18 protein-coding genes and 1 other annotated feature are annotated in these 24,331 nt (G+C 47.1%); of the genes, 9 read left to right on the top strand and 9 right to left on the bottom strand.

Annotation, left to right across the window (positions count from 1 at the left end):
- Positions 1 to 184: 184 nt before the first annotated feature.
- Positions 185 to 526 (bottom strand): hypothetical protein, encoded by a 342-nt coding sequence (locus tag FHS16_RS28455; RefSeq protein ID WP_183570624.1) that lies wholly within the window; start codon positions 524 to 526, stop codon positions 185 to 187.
- A 68-nt stretch (positions 527 to 594) separates the two neighbouring features.
- Here FHS16_RS28455 and FHS16_RS28450 point away from each other — a divergent pair, with 68 nt between their 5' ends.
- Positions 595 to 897, top strand: coding sequence for a hypothetical protein (locus tag FHS16_RS28450; protein WP_183570622.1), 303 nt, complete (start codon positions 595 to 597; stop codon positions 895 to 897).
- Between the two features lie 2 nt (positions 898 to 899).
- Here the strand turns inward: FHS16_RS28450 and FHS16_RS28445 are convergent, their stop codons facing one another.
- On the bottom strand, positions 900 to 1,580 hold the full coding sequence (locus FHS16_RS28445) for a class I SAM-dependent methyltransferase (RefSeq protein ID WP_183570620.1): 681 nt from the start codon (positions 1,578 to 1,580) through the stop codon (positions 900 to 902).
- Positions 1,581 to 1,835: 255 nt separating this feature from the next.
- Positions 1,836 to 2,071 (top strand) — a binding site (T-box leader).
- Positions 2,072 to 2,123: 52 nt separating this feature from the next.
- On the opposite strand from FHS16_RS28445, the gene FHS16_RS28440 reads away from it, so the two are divergent.
- Positions 2,124 to 3,311, top strand: a complete 1,188-nt coding sequence (locus FHS16_RS28440) for an aminotransferase class I/II-fold pyridoxal phosphate-dependent enzyme (RefSeq protein WP_281379222.1) — start codon at positions 2,124 to 2,126, stop codon at positions 3,309 to 3,311.
- A 90-nt stretch (positions 3,312 to 3,401) separates the two neighbouring features.
- On the opposite strand, the gene FHS16_RS28435 is transcribed toward FHS16_RS28440, so the two are convergent.
- From FHS16_RS28435 to FHS16_RS28425, 3 genes are all read right to left on the bottom strand, one after another.
- Positions 3,402 to 4,535, bottom strand: a complete 1,134-nt coding sequence (locus FHS16_RS28435) for a winged helix DNA-binding domain-containing protein (RefSeq protein ID WP_183570618.1) — start codon at positions 4,533 to 4,535, stop codon at positions 3,402 to 3,404.
- Between the two features lie 2,046 nt (positions 4,536 to 6,581).
- Positions 6,582 to 7,250, bottom strand: coding sequence for a PDDEXK family nuclease (locus FHS16_RS28430; RefSeq protein ID WP_183570616.1), 669 nt, complete (start codon positions 7,248 to 7,250; stop codon positions 6,582 to 6,584).
- Between the two features lie 608 nt (positions 7,251 to 7,858).
- A complete protein-coding gene (locus FHS16_RS28425; protein ID WP_183570614.1) occupies positions 7,859 to 8,758 on the bottom strand; it encodes a manganese catalase family protein in 900 nt (299 codons plus the stop codon).
- Between the two features lie 183 nt (positions 8,759 to 8,941).
- Here FHS16_RS28425 and FHS16_RS28420 point away from each other — a divergent pair, with 183 nt between their 5' ends.
- The 5 genes from FHS16_RS28420 to fumC all read left to right on the top strand — a co-directional run bounded on the left by FHS16_RS28420 (position 8,942) and on the right by fumC (position 14,028).
- Positions 8,942 to 9,253 carry a Dabb family protein gene (locus FHS16_RS28420; protein ID WP_183570612.1) on the top strand — a complete coding sequence of 104 codons (312 nt, stop codon included), beginning with the start codon at positions 8,942 to 8,944 and terminating at the stop codon, positions 9,251 to 9,253.
- Positions 9,254 to 9,351: 98 nt separating this feature from the next.
- The gene (locus FHS16_RS28415; RefSeq protein WP_183570610.1) at positions 9,352 to 10,020 is read left to right on the top strand and encodes a bifunctional 2-keto-4-hydroxyglutarate aldolase/2-keto-3-deoxy-6-phosphogluconate aldolase; all 669 of its coding nucleotides are present in this window, start codon (positions 9,352 to 9,354) and stop codon (positions 10,018 to 10,020) included.
- 83 nt (positions 10,021 to 10,103) lie between these two features.
- A complete protein-coding gene (locus FHS16_RS28410) occupies positions 10,104 to 10,979 on the top strand; it encodes a glycoside hydrolase family 43 protein (RefSeq protein ID WP_183570608.1) in 876 nt (291 codons plus the stop codon).
- 111 nt (positions 10,980 to 11,090) lie between these two features.
- Positions 11,091 to 12,335, top strand: coding sequence for a GAF domain-containing sensor histidine kinase (locus FHS16_RS28405; RefSeq protein WP_246432015.1), 1,245 nt, complete (start codon positions 11,091 to 11,093; stop codon positions 12,333 to 12,335).
- A gap of 307 nt (positions 12,336 to 12,642) precedes the next feature.
- Positions 12,643 to 14,028 (top strand): class II fumarate hydratase, encoded by a 1,386-nt coding sequence (fumC, locus tag FHS16_RS28400; RefSeq protein ID WP_183570606.1) that lies wholly within the window; start codon positions 12,643 to 12,645, stop codon positions 14,026 to 14,028.
- A gap of 94 nt (positions 14,029 to 14,122) precedes the next feature.
- Here the strand turns inward: fumC and FHS16_RS28395 are convergent, their stop codons facing one another.
- On the bottom strand, positions 14,123 to 14,683 hold the full coding sequence (locus FHS16_RS28395) for a guanylate kinase (protein WP_183570604.1): 561 nt from the start codon (positions 14,681 to 14,683) through the stop codon (positions 14,123 to 14,125).
- Positions 14,684 to 14,863: 180 nt separating this feature from the next.
- Here FHS16_RS28395 and FHS16_RS28390 point away from each other — a divergent pair, with 180 nt between their 5' ends.
- Positions 14,864 to 16,804, top strand: coding sequence for an ABC-F family ATP-binding cassette domain-containing protein (locus tag FHS16_RS28390; RefSeq protein ID WP_183570602.1), 1,941 nt, complete (start codon positions 14,864 to 14,866; stop codon positions 16,802 to 16,804).
- Between the two features lie 35 nt (positions 16,805 to 16,839).
- On the top strand, positions 16,840 to 17,472 hold the full coding sequence (locus FHS16_RS28385; RefSeq protein ID WP_183570600.1) for a fumarylacetoacetate hydrolase family protein: 633 nt from the start codon (positions 16,840 to 16,842) through the stop codon (positions 17,470 to 17,472).
- Positions 17,473 to 17,555: 83 nt separating this feature from the next.
- Here the strand turns inward: FHS16_RS28385 and FHS16_RS28380 are convergent, their stop codons facing one another.
- The 3 genes from FHS16_RS28380 to FHS16_RS28370 all read right to left on the bottom strand — a co-directional run bounded on the left by FHS16_RS28380 (position 17,556) and on the right by FHS16_RS28370 (position 24,213).
- The gene (locus FHS16_RS28380; protein WP_183570598.1) at positions 17,556 to 18,017 is read right to left on the bottom strand and encodes a Dps family protein; all 462 of its coding nucleotides are present in this window, start codon (positions 18,015 to 18,017) and stop codon (positions 17,556 to 17,558) included.
- Between the two features lie 3,174 nt (positions 18,018 to 21,191).
- The gene (locus FHS16_RS28375) at positions 21,192 to 23,180 is read right to left on the bottom strand and encodes a glycoside hydrolase family 15 protein (protein ID WP_183570596.1); all 1,989 of its coding nucleotides are present in this window, start codon (positions 23,178 to 23,180) and stop codon (positions 21,192 to 21,194) included.
- Between the two features lie 4 nt (positions 23,181 to 23,184).
- A complete protein-coding gene (locus FHS16_RS28370; protein ID WP_183570594.1) occupies positions 23,185 to 24,213 on the bottom strand; it encodes a LacI family DNA-binding transcriptional regulator in 1,029 nt (342 codons plus the stop codon).
- Positions 24,214 to 24,331: the final 118 nt, after the last annotated feature.

Genomic DNA, 24,331 nt, shown 5'->3' with positions numbered 1-24,331 from the left:
TTTGATTAACAACCGGCCCCGTAAATGTCTAGGGTGGAGGTCGGCTCACGAAGCTTTCATGGACGAGGTGTCGCACTTAGCTTGACAATTCGTCTATTGAAAAATCAAGAATAAGCAGACCACTGCATGCAGGCTTTTTTTTGTGTCCGGAAATACCCTCAGAACTTCCCTCGTACGATAATGCTTACAAGGCGTAGTGAGCTTTCAGCTTGCTTGCGATCATCACCCGTTGAAGCTTAAATTCCCAAACCTTCTCGCGAAGCTGTTTTTGCTGCTGTTCCGAATGCTGGGCATTCCGCAGCTGTTCATATATATCAAGCATTTTACGATTGATGTTATCGAAACGGAGCCATAAATCAACGCGAATGCCATGCTCGATTTCAAGCTGGATATGGTTGTCTTTGGCGCGCAGTGTTTGAATGATTTGCTGCTGCCATTCGGCATCCCCAATGGTTACGGCAAAATTGTATAGATCCAAATAATCGTCAACCCATCTGGCAGCAATGCGTGTATCGGAATGTGTCATTTGGAGCAGCTCCAATCTCAGTGGCTTTTATATACCTAGTATTATACTCGGAATAAAAGGGGTTGCAAGTGGTTTATTTTAAAAAATGGATGAAATGGGCTGTGCAATGCAATGCATTTGCATTGCACGACGCTATGCACGACATTGCACTGCATTGCACGGATTGCATTGCTTTGCAATGCACGGCACTGCAACTGCATTGCACGACGCTGCATTGCTTTTGCATTGCACGGCAGTGCATTGCTTTGCCATGCACGATGCTGCACACTGCATTGCATATTTTACGTAAAGTGCGCGCTAATCAAAAACCGCCGTTAATACCCACTAGTTTGGTTGGTATTAACGGCGCTTTGGGCTATGTGATTATGTGATTTTAATGGCTTTTAATGGCTGTAAAAACAGCAAAGCCGTGATGCTTATATATACAGTCGGACTCAGCAAAGCCTGCCTCGGATAACCAGCTTAGCTGATCCTCTACACCAGCGTTGATGTCTACCTTTCGCCGTTCAATTGAGGCGTTAATCGCATCGTCTGAAAGCCCGCTTTTGCGAATCGCCTTAAGCCATTCAGACATGTAGTATTCGTCCCAATAGGGTGTTGCACCTGCTGCTTGATCAGCGTTTACAAACACGCCGCCATCAGTCAATAGCGCGTGGATAGTCGCGAAGAGCGCTCTTTTGGCAGGATGCGCCAAATGGTGAATGGAGAGGGAGGAGATAACGGCATCATACTGGCCGCTATAGCTGTAGCTTGTATAATCTGCCGCGATATAGCTGAAAGCGGGATCGTTTCCAAATCGCGCAAGCGCTTCTTTGAGCATTTCCTCGCTTAAATCAATTAACGTAAAAGAGGCACTGGGATATTTGCTGCGCACAAATGATGAAAAAAGTCCTGTACCGGCACCTAGATCAAGGATGCGCGGGTTCTCATTCGCACAAGCAACCGCATGGGTTGCCAGCCCGTAAAAGTCATCGAAGCATGGAATAAGCTGTCGCCGTTGCCGATCATAATGGGGCGCGGCGGCGTCAAAGTGTTTTTTTACGATATCACTCATTGTATAGCAACCTCCTTGGTTTTATGACGAATCGTTATGTGATGCATGATTGCATTGAGTTAAGTTAAGTAGGATGTTACAGCTTCTAAGTTTATAAGGGAAATATATAAAATGAATAAAAATTATAGGAAATGACTATTAAGCATTCCTGTCTGATAGAAACAAAAATGGGTATTGCATCTGTGCAGTAATGGTGATATCATTGGTGAAAATTTCATGATTAGCGTTAACGATTAATGACAAGCTGAATAGCTTTTACATTCCATGACGAGAAAGAGTACGTTACGGGCCTGATCGAACAGAGAGTTGGGGCAGCTGAAAACCAACGTTCAGGCCATAGCGGAAAGCCATCTCCGAGAAGCAGGCTGAACGAGAGTAAGCTCTGCCGCATTTCCAGCGTTAACGGGAACATGTATTGACTGATGCATGAGCAGAGTGTCACGCTTGGCGTGAAACTAGGGTGGTAACACGGGTGGAGACTCGTCCCTTTATAGGGATGGGTCTCTTTTTGTTTTTCAGCAGCCTAAATTAGGGGGAAAAAAGATGAAAGCATGGTCCATGCGCGATCAGATCTCGCCGATCGTACAGCAAATCCCGCCTTCGGGCATTCGTAAGTTTTTCAGCTTAGCGGAAGGAAACAAGGATATTATCTCGCTTGGCGTAGGTGAGCCTGACTTCGTTACACCTGAACATGTGAGAGCAGCTTGCGTAAGGTCGCTCGAAATGGGGAGAACCTCCTATACGCCTAACGCAGGTCTTCTTGAATTGAGAGAGGAAATAGGAAGTTATCTGCATAATAGCTTCCAGGTGAACTATGAACCGGCAAGCGAGATCCTCGTAACCGTTGGCGGAAGCGAAGCAATCGATCTTGCGCTGCGGGCGCTGATTGGTCCTGGTGATGAGATTCTCGTCCCCGTTCCGAGTTATATCGCGTATTCTCCGATCGCGCAGCTGAATGGCGGGAAGGTCGTCGAGGTGGAAACGTTCGCGAAGGACCATTTTAAACTTACGGCAGAGGCTCTAAAGGCGGAGCTTACTTCGCGTTCTAAGGTGCTTATTATCAACTACCCTAACAATCCGACAGGTGGGATTATGCAGTATGAGGATTGGCTGCCGATTGCGAAGTTGGTGGAGGATAACAACCTGATCGTTATTTCAGATGAGATTTACGCGGAGCTGACTTACGGAGAGAAGCATACAAGCTTCGCTTCACTGCCGGGAATGCGGGAGAGGACGCTGCTCATCAGCGGTTTTTCGAAGGCTTTTGCGATGACAGGCTGGCGGATCGGATACGCATGCGGACATCAGGAGCTGATTGCAGCCATGCTCAAAATTCATCAATACACCGTGATGTGCGCGCCGACTCTTGGCCAGATTGCTGCAATTGAATCGCTTCGGAACGGCCTAGCGGAAAAGGATATGATGATCGAGTCCTATGCTCAGCGCAGACGGATGTTCGTCCAAGGTTTAACGGAGATTGGGTTGCCATGCCATGAGCCAAAAGGTGCGTTTTATGCATTTCCATCGATCGCGCATACGGGCCTAAGCTCAGATGATTTTGCCCAAAAGCTGCTCTTTGAAGCAGGGGTAGCGACTGTGCCTGGTCATGTTTTTGGGCAAGGCGGGGAAGGTTTCCTTCGGTGCTCATATGCATCCTCGGTATCGAGACTTACAGAAGCGTTGGATCGAATGGACCGCTTTCTGCGGTCTTCCGGCTATCTGGGCGGATAGAAATCGATATAGGAATCGATATAGAAATGGATATAGCAATAGATATGGAAAAAGATATAGAAATAGATATAGCAATAGATATCTAGGCCATTACTTTGTGAAAATAATCGTACGGGAGGCAATGGAAGCAGCTGCGAATGCAAGCAGCTTCTCTCCTTCAGCAGCTAGTGCCTCGCGATCGGCAGCAGCCAGCTTCTCAAACGATTGAATATAAAGACTTGCTGCTTGTCGTGATAGTTCTATTCTCCAAGTGCCGCATACGAATCCGTCGATTAGAAATGTGGAACGAATGATGCCGTTAACGGTAAATACGAGCGGCTTGTAGCATTCGGCGATGATACGGCTGCGGTTGGCATAGGAAAGCAGCATGTTGTCGAATTCAGAAAGGAACCGTGGAGGCGCCGCCGTATCTTCTGATGGTATAGGCGCGTTCGGCAGGTCGAACAGTTCATTGCTTTGCTCATCCGTGTAAGTGCATAGCTTAGGACGGAGCATTTCAACTGTTTCACGAAGCTTGCTGAGGCCGGACCATGTCTGCATGTCTTTGATGCTCGCTGGTCCGAAAGCGGCGAGGTAACGCAGGAGCATGCGTTCAATCGAAGGTGCATGAGCAAGCGAATGGCCGAGCCAGCTCTCCGCGGATGTATGCGTAGCTTGGCCGCTGGAGCCCCAAATTCCGCGCGGCGGCACTTGAACAAGCGGGACGAGGGTTCGGATGATTGCGCTGAGAGCGGAAGGAGCAGCTTCAGGCCACTGATCAGCGAGCAGCTTGCCGAGCTCATTGTAGGTGCGGGGCTTTTCCTCGGCTAACCGACGGCCTTCATTGGCGATGGCTGTAAGTACCAAGCCTCTCAACTCTTTTCCATACGTGCTTTGCAGGCTTTTCTCCAAAACCTGTTGAACCGCAGGCCGAAATTCCAAACAATCGCTTGCGCTAACCAGATGGATTGTAGATCGCATTAGCGCGATACGTACAACCTTCCGCTCCAATAGTAGATTAGACAGCCCCTCGTAATGGAAGTTCTCAAGCCGAGTCCACAGGGCAAAATAAGGCGGGGTTGGAGCTTGCGCTTGAATGCCAGCCAACCGTTCAATCGCTTCAAGAGCGCTTACGCTGGAGCGCTCCAGCAGCATCTGTCTATACAGCAAAGCACGGTTTAGCTGTTTTGTGCTAATCAGCGGGGCAGCAGCAGAGTTTGAGCTTAATGATGGGGGTATACGCATACGTTCAGGACCTCCTTATTCCGATTCTTATTCATGATTAGCTTAATTGTAACGAAGTAACCCTGACAGCATAATGTCAGGGTTTTCAAACTCGAACCTGTTTATTTTTGAAATATGCGATTACATTAGGTGGGGATATGCTCACAAACCCTCGGATGTTCGATTTGTGAGCTAACCCTTGTAATCATGCGTGCCGTTCGCTCTCGAGTAACCTTGCGAACTATTCAGTTAACTAACTATTCAGTTAACTAACTATTCAGTTAACTAACTATTCAGTTAACTAACTATTCAGTCAATTAATTACTCAATTAACTAATAATTTGTTGGATTAACTAGTCAATTAACTATTTAATTGACTGATTCGATTTTGGTTGCAATGCACGATTTGCAATAAAGAGCTCAAAAGAGCAAGTTGTGAAGCTACGTTGCAGTTTACTGCAGCAGGTAGCTTAAAGGGGCAAATCGTGAGTTAGCGTCGCAGTTTATTGCAACAGGTAGCTTAAATGGGCAAATCGCGAGTTAGCGTTGCAGTTTATTGCAGTAGGTAGCTTAAAGGGGCAAATCGCGAGTTAGCGTTGCAGTTTATTGCAGTAGGTAGCTTAAATGGGCAAATCGCGAGTTAGCGTTGCAGTTTATTGCAGTAGGTAGCTTAAATGGGCAAATCGTGAGTTAGCGTTGCAGTTTATTGCAGTAGGTAGCTTAAAGGGGCAGGTCGTGAGTTAGCGTTGCACTTTATGGCAACCAGTAGCTTAAAAGAGCAAGTCATTAGCTGCACATTCTGCTTTGGAAAGATTAAAGAGCAAGCTGCTAAGCTACGTTGCACATTCTGCAACAGAAAGCTTACATGAAGGGTATCACACGAAGCTACGTTGCAGAAAGTACAATAGAAACCCCATTTTAAGCGAGTAACTTGCTGCAAAAGCGAAGATCTGTTGCAGAAACTGCAGCGTAGCAAAAAGGAGGTTACTTAAACGACGAATAGAGTGTATAAACTGCAACGTAGCTGAGGTAGGAGTGGCTGAGTGGGTAACCAATCAATCATATCTATGTCGCAGTTTATTGCAACAGGTAGCTAAAAAGAGCGAGTTGTGAGTTAACATCGCAGTTTACTGCAGCAGGTAGCTAAAGGGGCAAATCGTGAGTTAACATTGCAGTTTATTGCAAAGGGTAGCTTAAAAGAGCAAGTTGTGAGTTGACGTCGCAGTTTACTGCAGCAGGCAGCTAAAGGGGCAAATCGTGAGTTAACGTTGCACTTTTTGCACTGGAAAGATTAAAAGAGCAAGCTGCTAAGCTACGTTGCACATTCTGCAACAGAAAGCTTACATGAAGGGTATCACACGAAGCTACGTTGCAGAAAGTACAATAGAAACCCCATTTTAAGCGAGTAACTGGCTACAAAAGCGAAGATCTGTTGCATAAATTGCAGCGTAGCAAAAACGAGGTTACTTAAACGACGATTAGAGTGTATAAACTGCAACGTAGCTGAGGTAGAAGGATAGGTGTGGCTGAGTGGTTAGCCAATCAATCATATCTATGTCGCAGTTTATGGCAGCAGGTAGCTAAAAAGAGCGAGTTGTGAGTTAACGTCGCAGTTTACTGCAGCAGGCAGCTTAAAGGGGCAAATCGTGAGTTAACGTCGCAGTTTACTGAAGCAAGCAGCTAAAGGGGCAAATCGTGAGTTAACGTTGCACTTTTTGCACTGGAAAGATTAAAAGAGCAAGCTGCTAAGCTACGTTGCACATTCTGCAACAGAAAGCTCACATGAAGGGTATCACACGAGGCTACGTTGCAGAAAGTACAATAGAAACCCCATTTTAAGCGAGTAACTGGCTACAAAAGCGAAGATCTGTTGCATAAACTGCAGCGTAGCAAAAACGAGGTTACTTAAACGACGATTAGAGTGTATAAACTGTAACGTAGTATAGCCAGCGCAACGAGTCAGCTAGATCTAAGCTATAAGCTATAAGCTATAAGCTATAAGCTATAAGCTATAAGCTATAAGAAATAAGAAATAAGAAATGAGAAATAAAATAAGCTATAAGCGGTCTACAGCAGCTTCTCCAACGAGCCCTCAGTGAGCTCATAAAAGCGAATGTCCTTGCCGTTGATAACAGGACGGAGAAGCTTTTTCTCCACTAGCGTATGAAGCCGATGGCGTGCGGTACGAAAGTTAATCTTGAAATGGTTTTCAACATCTTTGGGGCGTATTTTGCGGCCTAATGACCATGCTAAATGAAGCACCTCTCGGTCTTTCAAATTAATTGACGTGCGGGCATCAACGCGAATGAGATGAGGGGCTAAAGATAGTTGAAGCAGCATACGGCAGATTTCAGGGCGCCGCTGGACATCATCGAAGGTGAAATGAAACATTCTCCAGCCCATCCCGGTCAGAAAGTTATCTCGATTTACCGCATAGCTATGTTTCTCTCGATCCATATCTTTAATGTGGCTTTGAAAACCGTCGCATTCTATTCCAAAGCGTCCGAATTCCGGGAGAAAAGCGAAATCGAGAAACTGCGATTTTCGATTCCAATCATAAACCTCATATTCGGGATGGAGATTATGAAAATCCCCAAAAAGCGGCCACCATACGTTCTGAAGCAGCAGCTTCTCAGCAAATCCATGTCCTCGCACTAATCTTCCTTTGCGTTCTCCGCTTCGACGCTTTTCATGAATCTCCAAAAATTCAGCATATGACTGTTCAAAACTACTCATTTCAACAAACCCCCTTAACCGAATAAAAAAACGCCCTTAAGCCATTAAAAAGGCATAAGGACGTTCTTCGTCTGCTGCAAGTATAGCATTCATCCGTACAGAGACCAAGCTTTTATAGCTTGAAATGCGTAATAATTTCTAGGTTTTAACATTCTGCTGAACTAGAACTAGAACTAGAACTAGAACTAGAACTGGAACTGGAACTGGAACTGGAACTGGAACTGGAACTGGAACTGGAACTGGAACTGGAACTGGAACTGGAACAGGAACAGGAACAGGAACAGGGACTGGGGCTGGAACTAGAACTAGAACTGGAACAGGGACTGGAACTGGAACAGGGACTGGGACTGGGGCTGGAACTGGAACAGTGACTGGAACTGGAACTGGAACTGGAACTGGGACTGGGGCTGGAACTAGAACTGGAACTGGAACTGGATTTTTACTTGAATTGAAACTGTAACTAGAGCTGGATTTTTACTGTAGATGTAACTGCGACTGGAATTGTATCTAGAACTAGAATTGTAACTGCGACTGGAATTGTATCTAGATCTTGAACTGAAACCGTAACTGAAACCACAACCACAACTAGAACTTTATTTCCGCATGTATTATTTAATGTTGCCAGCCATCTTAAGCCGCTTGGCAATCGCTTTGAATTCTTCTTCGGAAATGCCTGGCGCGAACTCTTCCTCAACAGCAGGAGCCTCAGGAATCGGAAAGCCTTTGGGCGAGCCCTGGATTACTTCAAGCGGAAGATCGTCCTCAGGATGCGTCCCTTTCCAAATCTGGTCAATCGAGGTGAAGTCATTCTCGCTCCACGTATAGAGCTTCGTATGAACGCCTTTTTCTTCATATTTTCTTGCTTCATTAAAAGCTTTGTTGCTCAATGATGGAATCGGCACGAGTTTGGTTACGTTAACGCCGGTTGCAATCTCAAGCGCCTTAGCATAAGCAACGACATGTACGCCTCCGCGAACGAGAAGAAAGCCAACAACCGCTCTAGCAGCGGGGTGGTCCGTCATTTCGTATACTTTCATTTTATGAGTTCTGGCGCCGCATTCGAGGAAAAAGTTATGCAGCAGATCCTCAACTAAATTCCCGCTGTTGAATACATTGGCGCCAGTCCAAGGGTTGCCCATGGAGTCGAATGGCATCGCCCCTTGTGCACCTGATAGGAAATGGTAGGATAGACGCGCATCCTGCACGGAGCCAAGCGGTGTTTTATCTGGCTCTTTATAGTCGGTAGAGCCTCTCAGACATTTGTTGATGGCATGCGAAACAAGCTCTACGTGACCAAGTTCCTCTGCCGTAATGCTCATCACCAGATCGTAAAAGGGCTTTAGCTTTTCTTTTGAGCGAAAGTTAAAGGATTGGAACAAGTAATTGTTTAACGTCGACATCTCCCCGAATTTCCCGCCGAGCAATTCTTGTATCGCAGCTGCAGCGTTAGGATCTGGTTTCTCCACATCAGGAATTTCAATCATTATTTCATCCATACGTCTAAACATTTATGCTCAACCTCCTAGTTTTTGGCTAGTCTTTCTTCAGTAAGTTAAACATAACCCGACTTACCTAAACAGTTGATTGTATGTTATTCGGGAGTTTTAGGATGAAAACGCTCCACTCCGAAGCTTGTTTGTGTTATTTTTAAAACGATAGTTTGAATTCATGTAGAAGAGGGAGCGATTTGAATGTCAACGCAAACGAAAGAGTGGATTTTGCATTCGGTTATTTTTACATTGAAGCATGAGCAGGGTTCGGCGGAAGAAGCACAGTTTCTTGCAGATGGAGAGCGGATATTGACTTCCATTCCAACGGTAACAAACTTTCAAGTGTACAAGCAGGTTAGTGCCAAAAATAACTATCGCCACGGTTTTGCTATGGAATTCGCCAATCAAGCCGATTATGACGCCTATAATGAGCATCCGCTGCATGTGCAATTCGTGAACGAGCGTTGGGCTCTAGAAGTCGAAGCGTTTTTAGAAATCGATTACGCAAAGTAGTAGAAGGATTGAAGAAATAGTAGAAACGACATATAATGAGCGTTATAGATGATACATTTTCGAACAAATACGAACATAAAAGGAAGAAGGACTTGCGAATGAAAAAGCTTAGAGTGCTGCAGCAGTTGACGGAAGCCGGTGTAGTAGCAGTATTGCGCGCGGACTCGCCGGAGGAAGTTGTGGAAATGTCGCGCCGCGCAATTAAAGGCGGTATCAAAGCAATTGAAATTACGATGACGGTTCCATTCGCGCTGCGGGCAATTGAGCAGCTATCGAAGGAGTACTCGAGCGATGTATCGCCTGAAGCGGACAACTTCGCCATTATCGGTGTTGGTACGGTGCTTGATCCGGAAACGGCTCGCGCAGCGATTCTGGCAGGTGCCGAATATGTCGTATCTCCTGCTCTTAATCCAGACACGATCAAGCTTTGCAATCGTTACGCGATTCCGATTCTGCCAGGCACAATGACGATTCATGAAATTCAAACCGCGCTTGAGCTCGGCGTTGATATCGTAAAGCTATTCCCTGGCAACCTGTATTCCCCAAGCGTCATTCCTTCTATTAAAGGACCGCTGCCTCAAGCGAACGTCATGCCGACCGGCGGCGTATCGCTGGACAATCTGAAAGACTGGGTCAAGGCTGGAGCTGTGGCGGTCGGCATTGGTTCCGATCTAACGAAGGATGCGGTGAAAACCGGAGACTTCTCGCTTATCGAACAGAAGGCAGCAGCGTATATCGCGGCATATCGCGAAGCAAAAGAAAATTAGCTCAATACCCTGGTAGAGTAAGCTAGCGCTCTGTCAGGGTATTTTTTCGAGTGAGACCTAGAGAATGAAGGAGAGATTGTTCAATGGTTCATCGGAAAGATATTCGAGTGAGAGATCCGTTTATTTTCGTAGACAAGCAGCATAAATGTTATTACTTATACGGCACGACGGATCAGAATGTGTGGTCAGGGCCAGGAACAGGGTTCGATACGTATCGCAGCACGGATTTGGAGAAATGGGAAGGTCCTATTCCTGCATTCAGGCCGGAGCCAGGCTTCTGGGCAGACCATCATTTCTGGGCGCCAGAGGTGTACTCCTATAACGGGAGCTATTATATGTTTGCGTCGTTTAAGTCCGAGGATAAACGCCGCGCGACGCAGGTGCTCATAGCGGATGGCCCAGCCGGTCCTTATAAACCGCTTAGCAGCAAACCGGTGACACCTGCGGAATGGGAATGTCTAGATGGCACTTTGCACATTGACGAGTCCGGCAAGCCGTGGATGGTATTTTGCCAAGAATGGGTACAGGTGCGAGATGGCAAAATGTGCGCCGTTCCGCTGACGCTGGATCTTCAAGAAGCAATCGGTGAACCGATCACGCTGTTCTCGGCTTCAGAAGCGCCTTGGGCAGTAGCGGGCGGCGACAACAAAGACGTATATGTAACGGATGGTCCGTTCCTATTTAAGAACGAAGCAGGCGATCTATTGATGTTATGGTCAAGCGGATCGAAGAACGGCTATGCGATTGGCATTGCGCGTTCGAATAGCGGCTGCATCGAGGGGCCGTGGACGCAAGATGAGGAGACGCTGTTCCCAGAGGACGGTGGGCATGGCATGCTGTTCCGGACATTGGATGACCGCCTCATGCTCACGATGCATACGCCTAACAATCAACCGGATGAGCGGGCGGTATTCATTGAGGTCGAGGAGCAAAGAGGCACGCTTCGAAGGAAAACGTAGATTATTTTCGCGAAAAGGTTTAGACATCTCCTTCATAGAGGTATATGCTTTAGAGTAGTTTGAAGCACGTGCTTCGAGGCACTAATTATGCTTATGATGGGGATGGGTAGTTTGAAATCATCAATGATTGAAGATATGCTAACGATCGTCTCGCGCAACATTTATGAATCGGCAACACAAGTCATGAGCACGGCGAGTGCAATGATACCGGCAAATACATTTTGCATTGCGATAAATGATAGGCTTACGACTACGGTGCTTCGATCGTACAACCGTCATCAAATGATTTTGGATGAGGGATTGGTCGTGGATAACGAGGATTCTTACTGCCATCTGGTTATTGAAAAGTCCAAGGGCCCGCTCATAATTGAAGATAATCTTACGCATCCGCTCACCAGAGAGATGGACGCAACAAAGCTTGTCGGAGGCTGCTCCTTCATGGGGGTTCCAATCGTGAAGCGGGAAGGCGAGGTTTATGGCTCGCTTTGCGCATTTGATCATAACTTCTATTCTTATGATGAGAAGGAAGTAGCGTTTATGTCATCATTAGCCGCGTTTTTTGCGAATGTGCTGGAATTGGAAGATGCGGCAAACGCATTGAAGGATGCCCATCGTACGATTTATAGCTTAGCGGAGGAGAAGTCCAATCTGCTGGCTGTCATGAGTCATGAGATCCGTACGCCGCTTAACGGGATTATCGGAATGATAGATTTGCTCCAATCGACTGAGCCGTCGCAGGAGCAGCGCCAATTCTTGGACATTGCGAGAGCGAGCGGAGATTCGTTGATGGCCATTCTGAATGACATCCTATCGTATTCCAAGCTGGAATCAGAGGATAGGGAGATTAGCTATCATTCGATTAATCTGCAAGCCTGCGTGAAGCAAGTGCATGACCTGCTCCTTCACGATGCTTCCAATAAAGGAATCAAGCTTTCCATGGACATAGATCCCACGATACCTGATCTTATAAGCGTAGATGTGACTAAGCTGCATCAAATTATCATTAATCTGCTCTGCAATGCAATTAAGTTCACCAATTCCGGAAGCGTAACGCTAACGGCAGAAGCGCTAACGGAAGGCGCGGATGGCCCAAGGCTTCTGCTTATGGTCAAGGACACGGGAATTGGGATCGATGCTAAGAAGCTGGATCAGCTGTTCCAACCTTTCAGCCAATTGCATGCGCCAAGCCCATTCGAAGAATATGGCGGCACAGGACTGGGACTATCGATTTGCAAGAAGCTTGCTGAGCAAATGAACGGCCGTGTCTGGCTGGCAGAATCAAGCGAAAGCGGGTCATGCTTTGCGCTGGAGCTGCCGCTGCTGCTTACAGAACCAGATGTACAGATTGCTCTGTAATCATTCGGAGTACACATGTAATGGTCTCAAGCAGTAAAGAGGCCGTCGTATCCCGTGCAATGCAAAGTTTGCGGAAATGCTGGACGCCGAGAGGCGTTCTTTTTGTTAGCGTTCGGATGGCTGCAGTGCGAGTCGAAGGGTTTATAGACGCTTTCGCACTTCAGGAGAAAGTTCGGAACCAGGGAGCCGTGCACAATTTCTTCTTATCTTAAATACGCTGGTTTGCTTGATTCTGAGCCAGATTAGCGTTATAACAGAAACAGGGTCATATGAGATAAAACAATTGATTAAAGGAGTCGTTCAATTAATGGATTATCGGATTGAGAAGGACACGATGGGCGAGATTCAGGTTCCAGCAGACAAGCTATGGGGCGCACAAACGCAGCGCAGCTTGCAAAACTTCAAAATAAGCGGAGAACGCATGCCGATAGAAGTCGTATACGCGATGGCTTTTATTAAGAAAGCTGCGGCGCAAGCGAACGAGAAGCTTGGCGTATTGGACGCGGCTAAATCGGCAATTATCGGCGAGGCTGTTGACGAAATCGTCGCAGGCAAATGGGACGAGCATTTCCCGCTAGTCGTATGGCAGACAGGCAGCGGCACGCAAACGAATATGAATGTCAACGAGGTTATCGCTAATCGTGCGAACGGCTTGCTTGCTGAGCGGGGAAGCGACGTGCGCATTCATCCGAATGATGACGTGAACCGCTCTCAAAGTTCAAACGATACATTTCCGGCAGCTATGCATATCGCAGGCGTAATCGCTCTTGAGAATCGTTTGCTTCCTTCGCTTGATTTGCTAAACGGTACGCTTCGCGCCAAAGCAGAGAAATTTAACGATCTTGTCAAAATCGGCCGTACGCATCTTCAGGATGCGACGCCAATTACGCTAGGCCAAGAAATTAGCGGCTGGTATTCCATGCTGGACAGAACACGTGCGATGCTGGTTCAAAGCGTTGAAACGATGCGTGATCTGGCGCTTGGCGGCACCGCGGTCGGTACGGGGCTTAACGCTCACCCTGACTTCGCGGTAGCGGTAGCTGAGGAAGTTACGGCGCTTACTGGCAAAACATTCGTAACGGCGGAGAACAAATTCCATTCGCTTACAAGCCATGACCAAATCGTCTATACGCACGGTGCGGTTAAAGCGCTGGCTGCGGACTTGATGAAAATCGCGAATGACGTGAGATGGCTCGCAAGCGGACCGCGCTGCGGCATTGGCGAAATCTCAATTCCAGAGAACGAGCCGGGCAGCTCCATTATGCCGGGCAAAGTTAACCCGACTCAAAGCGAAGCTTTGACAATGGCGGTATGCCAGGTCATCGGCAATGACACAGCGATTTCGATGGCGGCAAGCCAAGGCAACTTCGAGCTTAACGTATTCAAGCCTGTAATCATTTATAATTTCCTGCAATCGGTGGCGCTTCTAGCTGACGGCATGGTGTCATTCAATGACAACTGCGCGATTGGCATTGAGCCTAACGAAGCGGTAATCAAGCGCAACCTTGACCAATCGCTTATGCTGGTTACTGCGCTTAACCCGCATATTGGCTACGAGAACGCGGCTGCGATTGCCAAAAACGCACATAAAAAAGGACTGACTTTGAAAGAGTCCGCCATCGCAAGCGGTTTGCTTACATCGGAGCAATTCGATGAATTTGTCCGACCGGAGAACATGATCGGCAAACGTTAATCGATAGTTAAAGGGCTGGTTTTCGTCTTATAGACGGGAACCGGCCCTTTTTGAATGGAAACAGGTGTAATGAGACTGTCTATTAGTTAAAAGGTTAATTCGCTTGCAGATAGCTGCTGATGATCGCTTTGATTTGCATGACAGTCTCTTCAATCGTGACATTCTCGATAATATGCTCGCAGTATTTGCGGTAAGTCACTTCTTCTGAATAGTGGTCGAGATAGCTATTGATGATTTCAAAGCTCGTGCCTTTGCTTTCCAGCCGCTCGGACACGGTTTTCTTATCCACATATAGGAAGATGCGAATGGCACGGTCACCATACAGCTTTCGAATCGTGTCAGAGCCTTCACGGTTTAAAATGAGATAGGCGCTATTGCCGGCATGCAGGGCTAAATCGAGATAGCGTTTGCCGATTCCATAGCGGTGCCGGTCGATTCGGACCGATTCGGTAAAAAAACCTTCGGCCGCCAATTGGTCGAATTGCTCTTTGCTGACGTAACGGTAGTCCATGTCAGGGCGTTCTTTGTCGCGCAGCGGCCGATCCGTGCAGGAGGGGATATGTGCTATGCCGGAGCCTTGAAGCGCCTTGTGCGCCGCTGTTTTGCGGCCGGAGCCGCTTGTGCCGGTAAATAGAAATAGATAGGGCTTAACCATGCGGATTCACTCCTTCCTCATAGGTTATATATCGGCATAAAGAGGATAAACGATGACCGTGATTTAGCGGAATGGAAATGGCTTGCGAGGCAGGCAGCGAGTGAAGACTAATCCTTTTTGTGGTATGATACGAATGGTTGCAATTGCAGCTATACTCTTGCGAAAAAGTAGGTTTGCCTCATGCATTTATTGTCTGTTGAACATATAACGAAGAGCTACGGCGAGAAGCTGTTGTTCGAAAATGTCACGTTCGGCGTAGAGGATGGCGACAAAGTCGGCATTATTGGCGTTAACGGGACAGGAAAATCGACCTTTCTGAAGGTTATAGCCGGCCTTGAGCAGGCTGACTCTGGCAAAGTGTCCATCGGCAACCGGGTAACGGTCAGAATGCTGGCACAAGACCCAGTGTTCGCGCCGAATGAGACGACGCTTGAGCATGTGCTTGGCGGCGATTCCCCGCAGCTTAGAGCCGTGCAGGCATATGCGGCCGCAATGGAGGCTATCGAGCTGAATCCGAGCAGTACGGCGCTGCAGGACCAGCTGATCAAAGCGAATCAGCTGATGGATGAGTTTGATGCCTGGCAGCTTGAGAGCGATGCGAAAATGGCTTTGTCGAAGCTGGGCATCTATGATTTTGAAGCCAAGGTAGAGACGTTATCCGGCGGACAGCGCAAGCGCGTGGCGATGGCGGCTGCGCTTCTGCTTCCTTCCGACGTGCTTATTCTTGATGAGCCTACGAACCATATTGATAATGACTCCGTTGCCTGGCTGGAGGGAATGCTCCAGAAGCGCAGAGGCGCTTTGCTCATGATCACGCATGACCGCTATTTCTTAGATCGTGTCAGTAACCGAGTGATCGAGCTTGACAAGGGGCAAGCCCATTTCTATCAAGCCAACTACAGCCGTTTTCTGGAGCTGAAGCTTGACCGCGAGGATCGGGAGGCAGCGACGGAGTCGAAGCGCCAAAACCTGCTCCGCAACGAGCTTGCCTGGATAAGACGAGGCGCTAAGGCGAGAACGACAAAACAGAAAGCGCGCATTGATCGGTTCGAGGCTTTGAAAGCTGATGCACCTAAGCAAGCGGGCGGCAAGATGGATGTTTCGGTTGCCTCTACGAGGCTCGGCCGCAAAATCGTCGAGCTGGAAGAGGTGACGAAGCGTTTCGGCGATCGGACGCTGATCCGGGATTTCAGTTACATTGCGGTACCCGAGGACCGGGTAGGCATTGTCGGGCGCAACGGGAGCGGTAAATCAACCTTAATGAAGCTGATTGCCGGACATTTAACGCCGGATGAGGGAACCGTAGATCTAGGGACAACGGTTAAGCTAGGCTGGTTCTCGCAGGAGCATGAAGAAATGGATCAGACGCTGCGCGTCATTGAATATATTCGCGAAGGCGCCGAACAGGTGAAGACAGCAGACGGCTCGACGATATCTGCAGGTCAGATGCTGGAGCGATTCTTGTTCTCGCCAACCATGCAGTGGACACCGATTTCCAAGCTTTCGGGCGGCGAGAAACGCCGTTTGCAGCTGCTTCGCGTGCTCATGAACGCGCCGAACGTGCTGCTGCTGGATGAGCCGACGAATGATCTCGATATTTCGACACTTACGGTATTGGAAGATTATTTGGACGATTTCCCGGGAGTCGTATTTGTCGTTTCTCATGACCGCTACTTTCTGGATCGAACGGTTGATAAAATCGTAGCCTTCGAAGGTGACGGTGTCATTACGCATCATACCGGCAATTATTCCGATTATCAGGAGTATGTTGCGAAGCATGGGGTTGCAGCGAGCGCCGCTTCCTCTGCTCCAGCGATGAAAGCACAGGAGCCGGTAGTATCAAGCACAACTGCATCATCTGAAAAAGAAGCGGCTAAGCCTCGTACGCTCAAAATGTCCTACAAAGATCAAAAGGATTTCGAGCAGATCGACGGCTGGATTGAGGCGGCAGAGAACGAAATTAACGATTTAGCCTCTCAAATGGAAGCAGCCAGCAGTGACTCTGTTAAGCTGCAGGAGCTTGCTGCCAAACAGCAGCAGCAGGAAGAGAAGCTGGAGAAGCTGATGGACCGCTGGACGGAGCTGAATGATTTGGCTGAGCAGATTCAAGCGCAAAAATAGACGAGTTATTTTCTAATTGGAAGGCGGAATTTCTCATGAGTACGAATAATATTCGAAATATATATTGCATTGGCCGCAACTACCGGCTTCACGCCTTGGAGCTCGGTAACGAGGTGCCTGACGAGCCGCTTGTGTTCACGAAGCCGACGCATGCGGTTGTGCCGATGGACGGCAATATGGTGCCGCTTCCGGGAAATGTGGGCGAGGTGCATTTCGAGCTAGAGATCGTGCTTCGCATCGGCCGAGCTTACGAGTCGGGGATGGATACGGAGCAATGCATAGACGGTATAGCGTTAGGCCTAGATTTGACGCTGCGCGATGTGCAGTCCAAGCTGAAAGCGAAAGGCCAGCCTTGGCTGGCAGCCAAAGGGTTCAAAGGATCGGCGCCGCTAGGCGAATGGCTTCCTTACCCCGGTGCGGCTGTGCTAGCCGAAACGGAATTCATGCTGCTTCGCAATGGTGTAGAGGCGCAGCGCGGAAAAGCGGCGGACATGTTGTTTAGTGTAGCCGAGCTGATACAATATGTCGGCGAGCATTATGGGCTGGGCGAAGGCGATATTATTTACACAGGAACGCCTGCGGGCGTGGCTGCTTTACACGAAGGTGATTTGCTGCAAGCGCTGTGGGCGGACAAGACTGTTGGAAGCTGCAGTGTGACGTTGGTTTAAGTAAAAATAACGATGCATACAAAAGAGTGTGCCCCAGCAGCGAATTGGCTGATGGGACACACTCTTTTTACGATGATAGCCGCTTATTTGCTATTAAACGCGCTTAGCATCCATACATGCTTCTCAAGGGTGGTATGAATCGCGAGCAGCATATCAGCCGTAGTCTCATCCTCGGCTTCTTGTGCCGCTTGCATGCCTTCCTTCAGCTCGCCAATGATCGTTGTGAAATCGGCGATCAATTGATCGACCATTTGGGTAGCATCCTCTTTGTTCGATGCTTCTTCGATGCTGGAGGTTTTCATATGCTCCTTCATCGTTGCAATTGGTTTGCCTTTCAAAGCTAGCAGACGCTCCGCCAGTTCATCAACATGGAGTGCAGCTTCCTCGTAAAGCTCTTGGAATTTGACGTGCAAAGTGAAAAACTGGGAGCCCTTCACATACCAATGGTAATTATGAAGCTTAATGTAGAGCACGCTCCAGTTGGCGATTTGGTGATTCAGATGCTGTTGAACGGTTGTCGATTTAGCAGTAGTTGCTGTTGTCATAGTAATCATCCTTTCTGATGGTAGTTTGCGCTATAAGTAAGTGGTGAATACGAAGTAAATAAGGAGAATTACAATTGATCATTTTGATTTAGATCAATTCCTTATTTATAATTATTACAAATTACTAACTGCTTGTCAATACTATTACACGCATTTGCACGATATGAAACATTCGGTATAGATGATGACGAAATAGGCAGGGGAATAAGCTGAAAGCAATAATGCAGGGTCAGGTGGAAGTGCTGGTAATGGTGATTGGTTGCTGAACGGTGAGTGGTAATGGTGATTGATTGCAGAACGGTGATGGTAACGGTATCTGGTAATGGTGATTGGTTGCTGATTGATTAAGGTAACGGTGATTGGTGCTGGTGGTTGATTGATGATGGTAACGGTGATTGGTGCTCGTGGCTGATTGCTAATTGATGATGGTAACAGTAATTGGAAATGGTGATTGATTGCTGATTGATGATGGTAACGGTAATTGGAAATGGTGATTGATTGCTGATTGATGATGGTAACGGTAATTGGAAATGGTGATTGATTGCTGATCGTTGATGGTAACGGTATCTGGTAATGGTGATTGATTGCTGATCGGTGATGGTATCTGGTAATGGTGATTGGTGCCGGTTGCTGATTGCTGATTGCTGATGGTAACAGTGATTGGAAATGGTGATTGATTGCTAATTGATGATGGTAATGTTGATTGGAACTGGTGATTGATTGCTGATTGCTGATGGTAACAGTGATTGGAAATGGTGATTGATTGCTAATTGATGATGGTAACGGTAATTGGAAATGGTGATTGATTGCTGATTGATGATGGTAACGGTAATTGGAAATGGTGATGGATTGCTAATTGATGATGGTAACGGTATCTGGTAATTATGGCTGTTTTGACTGTAGACTGTTCCACGGCCGTAGGTGATAACAAACCATGTTATGTGGCCCTGAAACCATAAAACAAGTTGTAGACCAGTAATTTCTTTTTAAAAATCGCTGGACCAGCTGTTTATGTGATTCCAAACCCGAAGTGTTATAACGCTGTATTATTGTATATGAATTTCCAAACGGACTAAACGGACCTGCTTCAGCTAAGGCTACATTGTAGTTTTACAATAGAAACCGGATTTATGAGGCAATTCACCAGCTACGTTGCAGTTTTTACAATAGAATGGATAGTCAAAGGCTAAGAGTGGCCTATATTGCTCAATTACGTTGCAAAAACTACAATCTAAACCAATAATAAGAGTGTTTACACACTTTCTGTTGTAATTTCTACAACGTAAGATTACCATTGGGCAGCTTTCGTGATTTATTAGGATGTGGATGAGTAGCTGCTGATTATGCTGCATGAGGTGCTTCCTCAAATAAGCCTGCTTCAGCTAAGGCTACATTGTAGTTTTTACAATAGAAACCGGATTTATGAGGCAATTCACCAGCTACGTTGCAGTTTTTACAATAGAATGGATAGTCAAAGGCTAAGAGTGGCCTATATTGCTCAATTACGTTGCAAAAACTACAATCTAAACCAATAATAAGAGTGTTTACACACTTTCTGTTGTAATTTCTACAACGTAAGATTACCATTGAGCAGCTTTCGTGATTTATTAGGATGTGGATGAGTAGCTGCTGATTATGCTGCATGAGGTGCTTCCTCAAACAAGCCTGCTTCGGTTTTGGCTACGTTGTAGTTTCTACAATAAAATCGAGTTTTATGAGGTAATTCATCAGCTACATTGCAGTTTTTACAATAGAATGGATAGTCAAAGGCTAAGAGTGGCCTATATTGCTCAATTACGTTGCAAAAACTACAATCTAAACCAATAATAAGAGTGTTTACACACTTTCTGTTGTAATTTCTACAACGTAAGATTACCATTCGGCAGCTTTCGTGATTTATTAGGATGTGGATGAGTAGCTGCTAATTATGCTGCATGAGGTGCTTCCTCAAACAAGCCTGCTTCGGTTTAGGCTACGTTGTAGTTTCTACAATAAAAACGAGTTTTATGAGGCAATTCATCAGCTACATTGCAGTTTTTACAATAGAATGAATCTTCACAGGCTGTATATGGTCTATATTGCTCAATTACGTTGCAAAAACTACAATCTAAACTAATAATAAGAGTGTTTACACACTTTCTGTTGTAATTTCTACAACGTACGATTACCATTCGGCAGCTTTCGTGGTTTATTAGGAAGTGGATGCGTAGCTGCGATAGTGCTGCATGAGGTGTTTCCTCAAACAAGCCTGCTTCGGTTTTGGCTACGTTGTAGTTTCTACAATAAAATCGAGTTTTATGAGGTAATTCACCAGCTACATTGCAGTTTTTACAATAGAATGGATCTTCATAGGCTAAGAGTGGCCTATATTGCTCAATTACGTTGCAAAAACTACAATCTAAACCAATAATAAGAGTGTTTACACACTTTCTGTTGTAATTTCTACAACGTACGATTACCATTGGGCAGCTTTCGTGGTTTATTAGGATGGGGATTCGAAGCTGCTGGTAGCTGGTTAGAAAATGAAAGATGGTGCTCGGGAAGCCCGAGGTGTGTAAGAATGCCGGTAATTGTTGCGACCAGATGTTGGTTAAAGAGCGGGGAGCGCTCCATAGGCAGCCTACGTAAATGAAGAATGCCGGTAATTGTAGCGTCCAGATGTTGGTTAAAGAGCGGGGAGCGCTCCATAGGCAGCCTACGTAAATGAAGAATGCCGGTAATTGTTGCGTCCAGATGTTGGTTAAAAAACAGGAGTGCACCATAGGTAGCTTACGTAAACCAATAATGCGAGTTACTTGTTGCGTCCAGATGTTGGTTAAAGAGCGGGGAGCGCTCCATAGGCAGCCTACGTAAATGAAGAATGCCGGTAATTGTAGCGTCCAGATGTTGGTTAAAAAGCGAGGAGCGTTCCATAGGCAGCCTGCGTAAATGAATAATGCGAGTCATTCGTTGTGAGATCAGATGTTGGTTAAAGAGCGAGGAGCGCTCCATAGGAAGCCTACGTAAATGAATTATGCGAGTTACTTGTTGCGTCCAGATGTTGGTTAAAAAGCGAGGAGTGCACCATAGGCAGCCTAAGTAAACGACTAATGCGAGTCATTTGTTGTGACCTGCTACTGGAAATGAAACAAGGACCGCTGCTTAAGCAGCGGTCCTTGAACGCAATTATACTTGTTAATTGCTTGCGACAACCGTATCAACTGTTGCTGCTTCTAGTGCTGTTTTTGCTTCTGCTTCAGCAAGCATAAATACAGTAAGGATAAACATCGCATGCGACCAAGTGAGCGGCACAACCCAGGCTGTTTCGCCGGTGTTTTTGTCGACTTGCTCCGGCAGCAGTCCCATCTCCGTACGGTGATCGATCGCCCAATTGAGCAGCTGCCTGGCTTGGTCGAGGCTTCCTGTTTGAATACGGTAATGGGCCAGCCATAGCGTTGTGAGAATCCACGGATTGCCGCCGATATAAATGTCATCCTCATAACGTTTAATGCCGCCAACGCCTGGTACGGTTAAAGCCGCTTCCACTGCGTCGGCTGTCCGGCGCATATATTCGTCATCAGCTGATACAGCCTCGAACGGAACCGCGATGCCAAGCAGGCTGACGTCGATGATCTTATCATGATTGATAATATGCTTCTTGTTGCCCTTGTTTCCTTCCACGATATAGCCCGTTGCGCCGTCAGCAATTGCCTGTGTGTATTTGCTTTCATGAACGGTTAGCTCTACTCCGCGATAGAAGGCACCGCCGTCCTCGTTCCAGCACAGCTCTTTAATGGCTGAGGCGATACGCTCAGCAGCTGCTGTCCATTCGGCTGCTAGATCTACTTTACCCATAAGCTTTGCAAAGCTTGCAGCAGCGGTCAAGCAGCCATAAACGGCAGCGGAGGAGTAGGTATGGGAGGCTTCGCGTTCTTCCCATAAGTCGATGCTCGGTTTTGGCAGTCCGCTCTCGTTATCGAGAAAGCTCATTAAGAAAGAAGCGCCTTTCTCGACGGCTGGCCATACTTGCTCCGCGAATTGCCGATCTTGCTTCTCCATGTAGTGCTGCCACATCCCCCAAATAATGGATGACCCTTCGTCGATCTGAAGTCCCCATGAGGGAGCGAGGCTCCCGTCATGATAATGGCGCTGCTGCCATGAGCCGTCAGGTGATTGTGCGGTAAGCGTCCATGCATAGAAGCTGTCCGATAAAAAGCCAAGACCTGCTCTATCAAGCGCAGTTGTAATAAATGCGGCATCTCGGCCCCAACAAAACGAATATCCGCCGCAGCGGACGAATTGCTCATCAAATTCCGGTGCCGCGATAATGCTGCCGGTCTGATCGTCGGACATAAGCTTGAACATCAGCAGGGATCGGTCATACAATTCGGATATGTCTGCATCTGCAATCGGACAAGGAATAGCAGAGGTCAGGAACTGCTGCCAGTAACTCCTCGTTTCCTCCAGCCATTCAGTGCTTTCTTTCGTCTTCACCAATCGCATTTGCTGCATTGCGCTTTGCTCATCATGCCCTGCCGTAATATATACGGGGATCGTAAGCGACTCACCTGCAGCAAGCGAGCTAACCTGCCACTTTAATGCCCCGTCAGGCTTCATATCGATCTCATTTCCATTCAACTGGCCGCTTTGGGCCGACTCCCATGAAAGCCCTGATTGGAAGTTTGTGCATACGTTTGCACTGGAAAGCGCAAAATAATACTTGTGCCGAAAATGAACCAAAGCATCGTCAGCAGGCACGAACATTGTGGTGTTGTAAAGCTGATTTTCACTGACGAGAAATGAGGTATGAACGATAAACGAGAAGGAAAGCGGCTCATTGCTTGTATTCGTAAACGTATATTCCCGCACGATTGCATCCTGGCCGGGAATGGCGAAATGAAAGCTATCGACCTGTAGCGGCTGCTGCACGGAACTAGCTTTCACGCGGAATATATTCGTCTTATCCGCATATTCGGCTTGATGCTTCCAGCCATAAGCTTCTTCATCGAACCAAGATATGCTCTCTTGCTCATATTGGATCCCCGTGCGAATCGCGTCCACATGTTGGGGGAGATCGATGTTTGGCCACCACAGGCGGTACATTTTGCCTGTGCGGCCAAGGGACGCGAGGAATTTGGAGTTTCCGATGATCGCGTCGACTAAATATGGCTTTTTATCTGACATGAGGTCAGCTCCTTTTGGATATATTCTGTATCGATGACTCTCGAACAATCAATCGATGGGGTATGATCATTCTGTTCTGGTGTACGCTTTCCTCCTGAATGAAACGGATCAGCATTTGTGAGGCGGTATAGCCAAGCTGGTAGGTTCCGATATCGATGGAGCTGATCGGAGGTGTTGCCAACTCGGATAGGGCAATGTTGTTGAAGCTGACAATGCTCAAATCTTCCGGAACTTTGAATCCAAGCTCCGTTAGGCCGCGGAGTACGCCGAAGCCGACAACATCGTCAATGACGACAAGGCCGCTTGGCCGCTCAGGCAGGCTCATCATGAAAGACATCGCGCGATAGCCGCTTTGCTGCAGAAACTCGCCTTCCACAATCCATTCGGATCGGACCGTGAGGCCTGCTTCGCGCATTGCTCTTCGATAGCCTTCCATCCGGTCATGCGCGACGGTAAGCGTAGGCGGTCCGCTGACGAATCCGATTCTTTCATGGCCTTGCAAAATAAGATGCTGGGTTGCATCATACGCTGCAAGCTCATTGTCGTTATCGACAGATAAAATATTCGGGCGATCTTCCGTTCGTCCAATTAATACGGTAGGGAAATTATGTTTGTTCAAGAGGTCGATTAATGGGTCATTAACTCGCGAAGACAACAAAATAACGCCATCAACCCTGCGACCGAATACAAGTCTAGACACCGTTTCTGTTTCGTCGCTTGGCGAGGTTGCAGCAGTTAGGAGCATGTCATAGCCAGCTCTTGTCGATTGTGTCAAAATACCGCGAAGCAATTCACCGAAGAAAAAGTCTTGGAACAGCTCTTCAGCAGGTCGAGGAAGCATGATGGCCAGCGTCTGGGTAGTTTTTGAGACAAGGCTCTTCGCCATTACGTTAGGGTGATAGCCCATTTCTTCCATAAGCCTTTTCACCTTCAAGGTCGTTGCTTTACTGATTCGAGGGTGATTGGATACGACCCTGGATACGGTAGAAGGAGACACTCCGGCGGCTTTTGCAATATCTTTAATGGTTACCATAGTAAGTACCTTCCCCCATTGTGCAATCATGCATGCTATATATGCTTCATCCTAATGCAATTGTTGCCTAAAAGTAAATATATATCTAAAGAAAGCGTTTCACAAATCATAAAAAACT

It is taken from the genome of Paenibacillus endophyticus (genome assembly GCF_014192395.1).
GTDB lineage: Bacteria > Bacillota > Bacilli > Paenibacillales > Paenibacillaceae > Pristimantibacillus > Pristimantibacillus endophyticus.
Note: the sequence above shows the minus strand (reverse complement) of the source record. Positions and strands in the feature narration are given on the sequence as shown.

What these genes read in the sequence shown, in the direction of transcription:
- FHS16_RS28455 (WP_183570624.1), bottom strand. Translation starts at nt 526, where the DNA reads ATGACACATTCCGATACACGCATTGCTGCCAGATGGGTTGACGATTAT.
- FHS16_RS28425 (WP_183570614.1), bottom strand. Translation starts at nt 8,758, where the DNA reads ATGTTTAGACGTATGGATGAAATAATGATTGAAATTCCTGATGTGGAG.
- FHS16_RS28370 (WP_183570594.1), bottom strand. Translation starts at nt 24,213, where the DNA reads ATGGTAACCATTAAAGATATTGCAAAAGCCGCCGGAGTGTCTCCTTCT.
- FHS16_RS28415 (WP_183570610.1), top strand. Translation starts at nt 9,352, where the DNA reads ATGAAAAAGCTTAGAGTGCTGCAGCAGTTGACGGAAGCCGGTGTAGTA.
- FHS16_RS28385 (WP_183570600.1), top strand. Translation starts at nt 16,840, where the DNA reads ATGAGTACGAATAATATTCGAAATATATATTGCATTGGCCGCAACTAC.
- FHS16_RS28430 (WP_183570616.1), bottom strand. Translation starts at nt 7,250, where the DNA reads ATGAGTAGTTTTGAACAGTCATATGCTGAATTTTTGGAGATTCATGAA.
- FHS16_RS28375 (WP_183570596.1), bottom strand. Translation starts at nt 23,180, where the DNA reads ATGTCAGATAAAAAGCCATATTTAGTCGACGCGATCATCGGAAACTCC.
- FHS16_RS28420 (WP_183570612.1), top strand. Translation starts at nt 8,942, where the DNA reads ATGTCAACGCAAACGAAAGAGTGGATTTTGCATTCGGTTATTTTTACA.
- FHS16_RS28380 (WP_183570598.1), bottom strand. Translation starts at nt 18,017, where the DNA reads ATGACAACAGCAACTACTGCTAAATCGACAACCGTTCAACAGCATCTG.
- FHS16_RS28435 (WP_183570618.1), bottom strand. Translation starts at nt 4,535, where the DNA reads ATGCGTATACCCCCATCATTAAGCTCAAACTCTGCTGCTGCCCCGCTG.
- fumC (WP_183570606.1), top strand. Translation starts at nt 12,643, where the DNA reads ATGGATTATCGGATTGAGAAGGACACGATGGGCGAGATTCAGGTTCCA.
- FHS16_RS28440 (WP_281379222.1), top strand. Translation starts at nt 2,124, where the DNA reads ATGAAAGCATGGTCCATGCGCGATCAGATCTCGCCGATCGTACAGCAA.
- FHS16_RS28410 (WP_183570608.1), top strand. Translation starts at nt 10,104, where the DNA reads ATGGTTCATCGGAAAGATATTCGAGTGAGAGATCCGTTTATTTTCGTA.
- FHS16_RS28395 (WP_183570604.1), bottom strand. Translation starts at nt 14,683, where the DNA reads ATGGTTAAGCCCTATCTATTTCTATTTACCGGCACAAGCGGCTCCGGC.
- FHS16_RS28390 (WP_183570602.1), top strand. Translation starts at nt 14,864, where the DNA reads ATGCATTTATTGTCTGTTGAACATATAACGAAGAGCTACGGCGAGAAG.
- FHS16_RS28445 (WP_183570620.1), bottom strand. Translation starts at nt 1,580, where the DNA reads ATGAGTGATATCGTAAAAAAACACTTTGACGCCGCCGCGCCCCATTAT.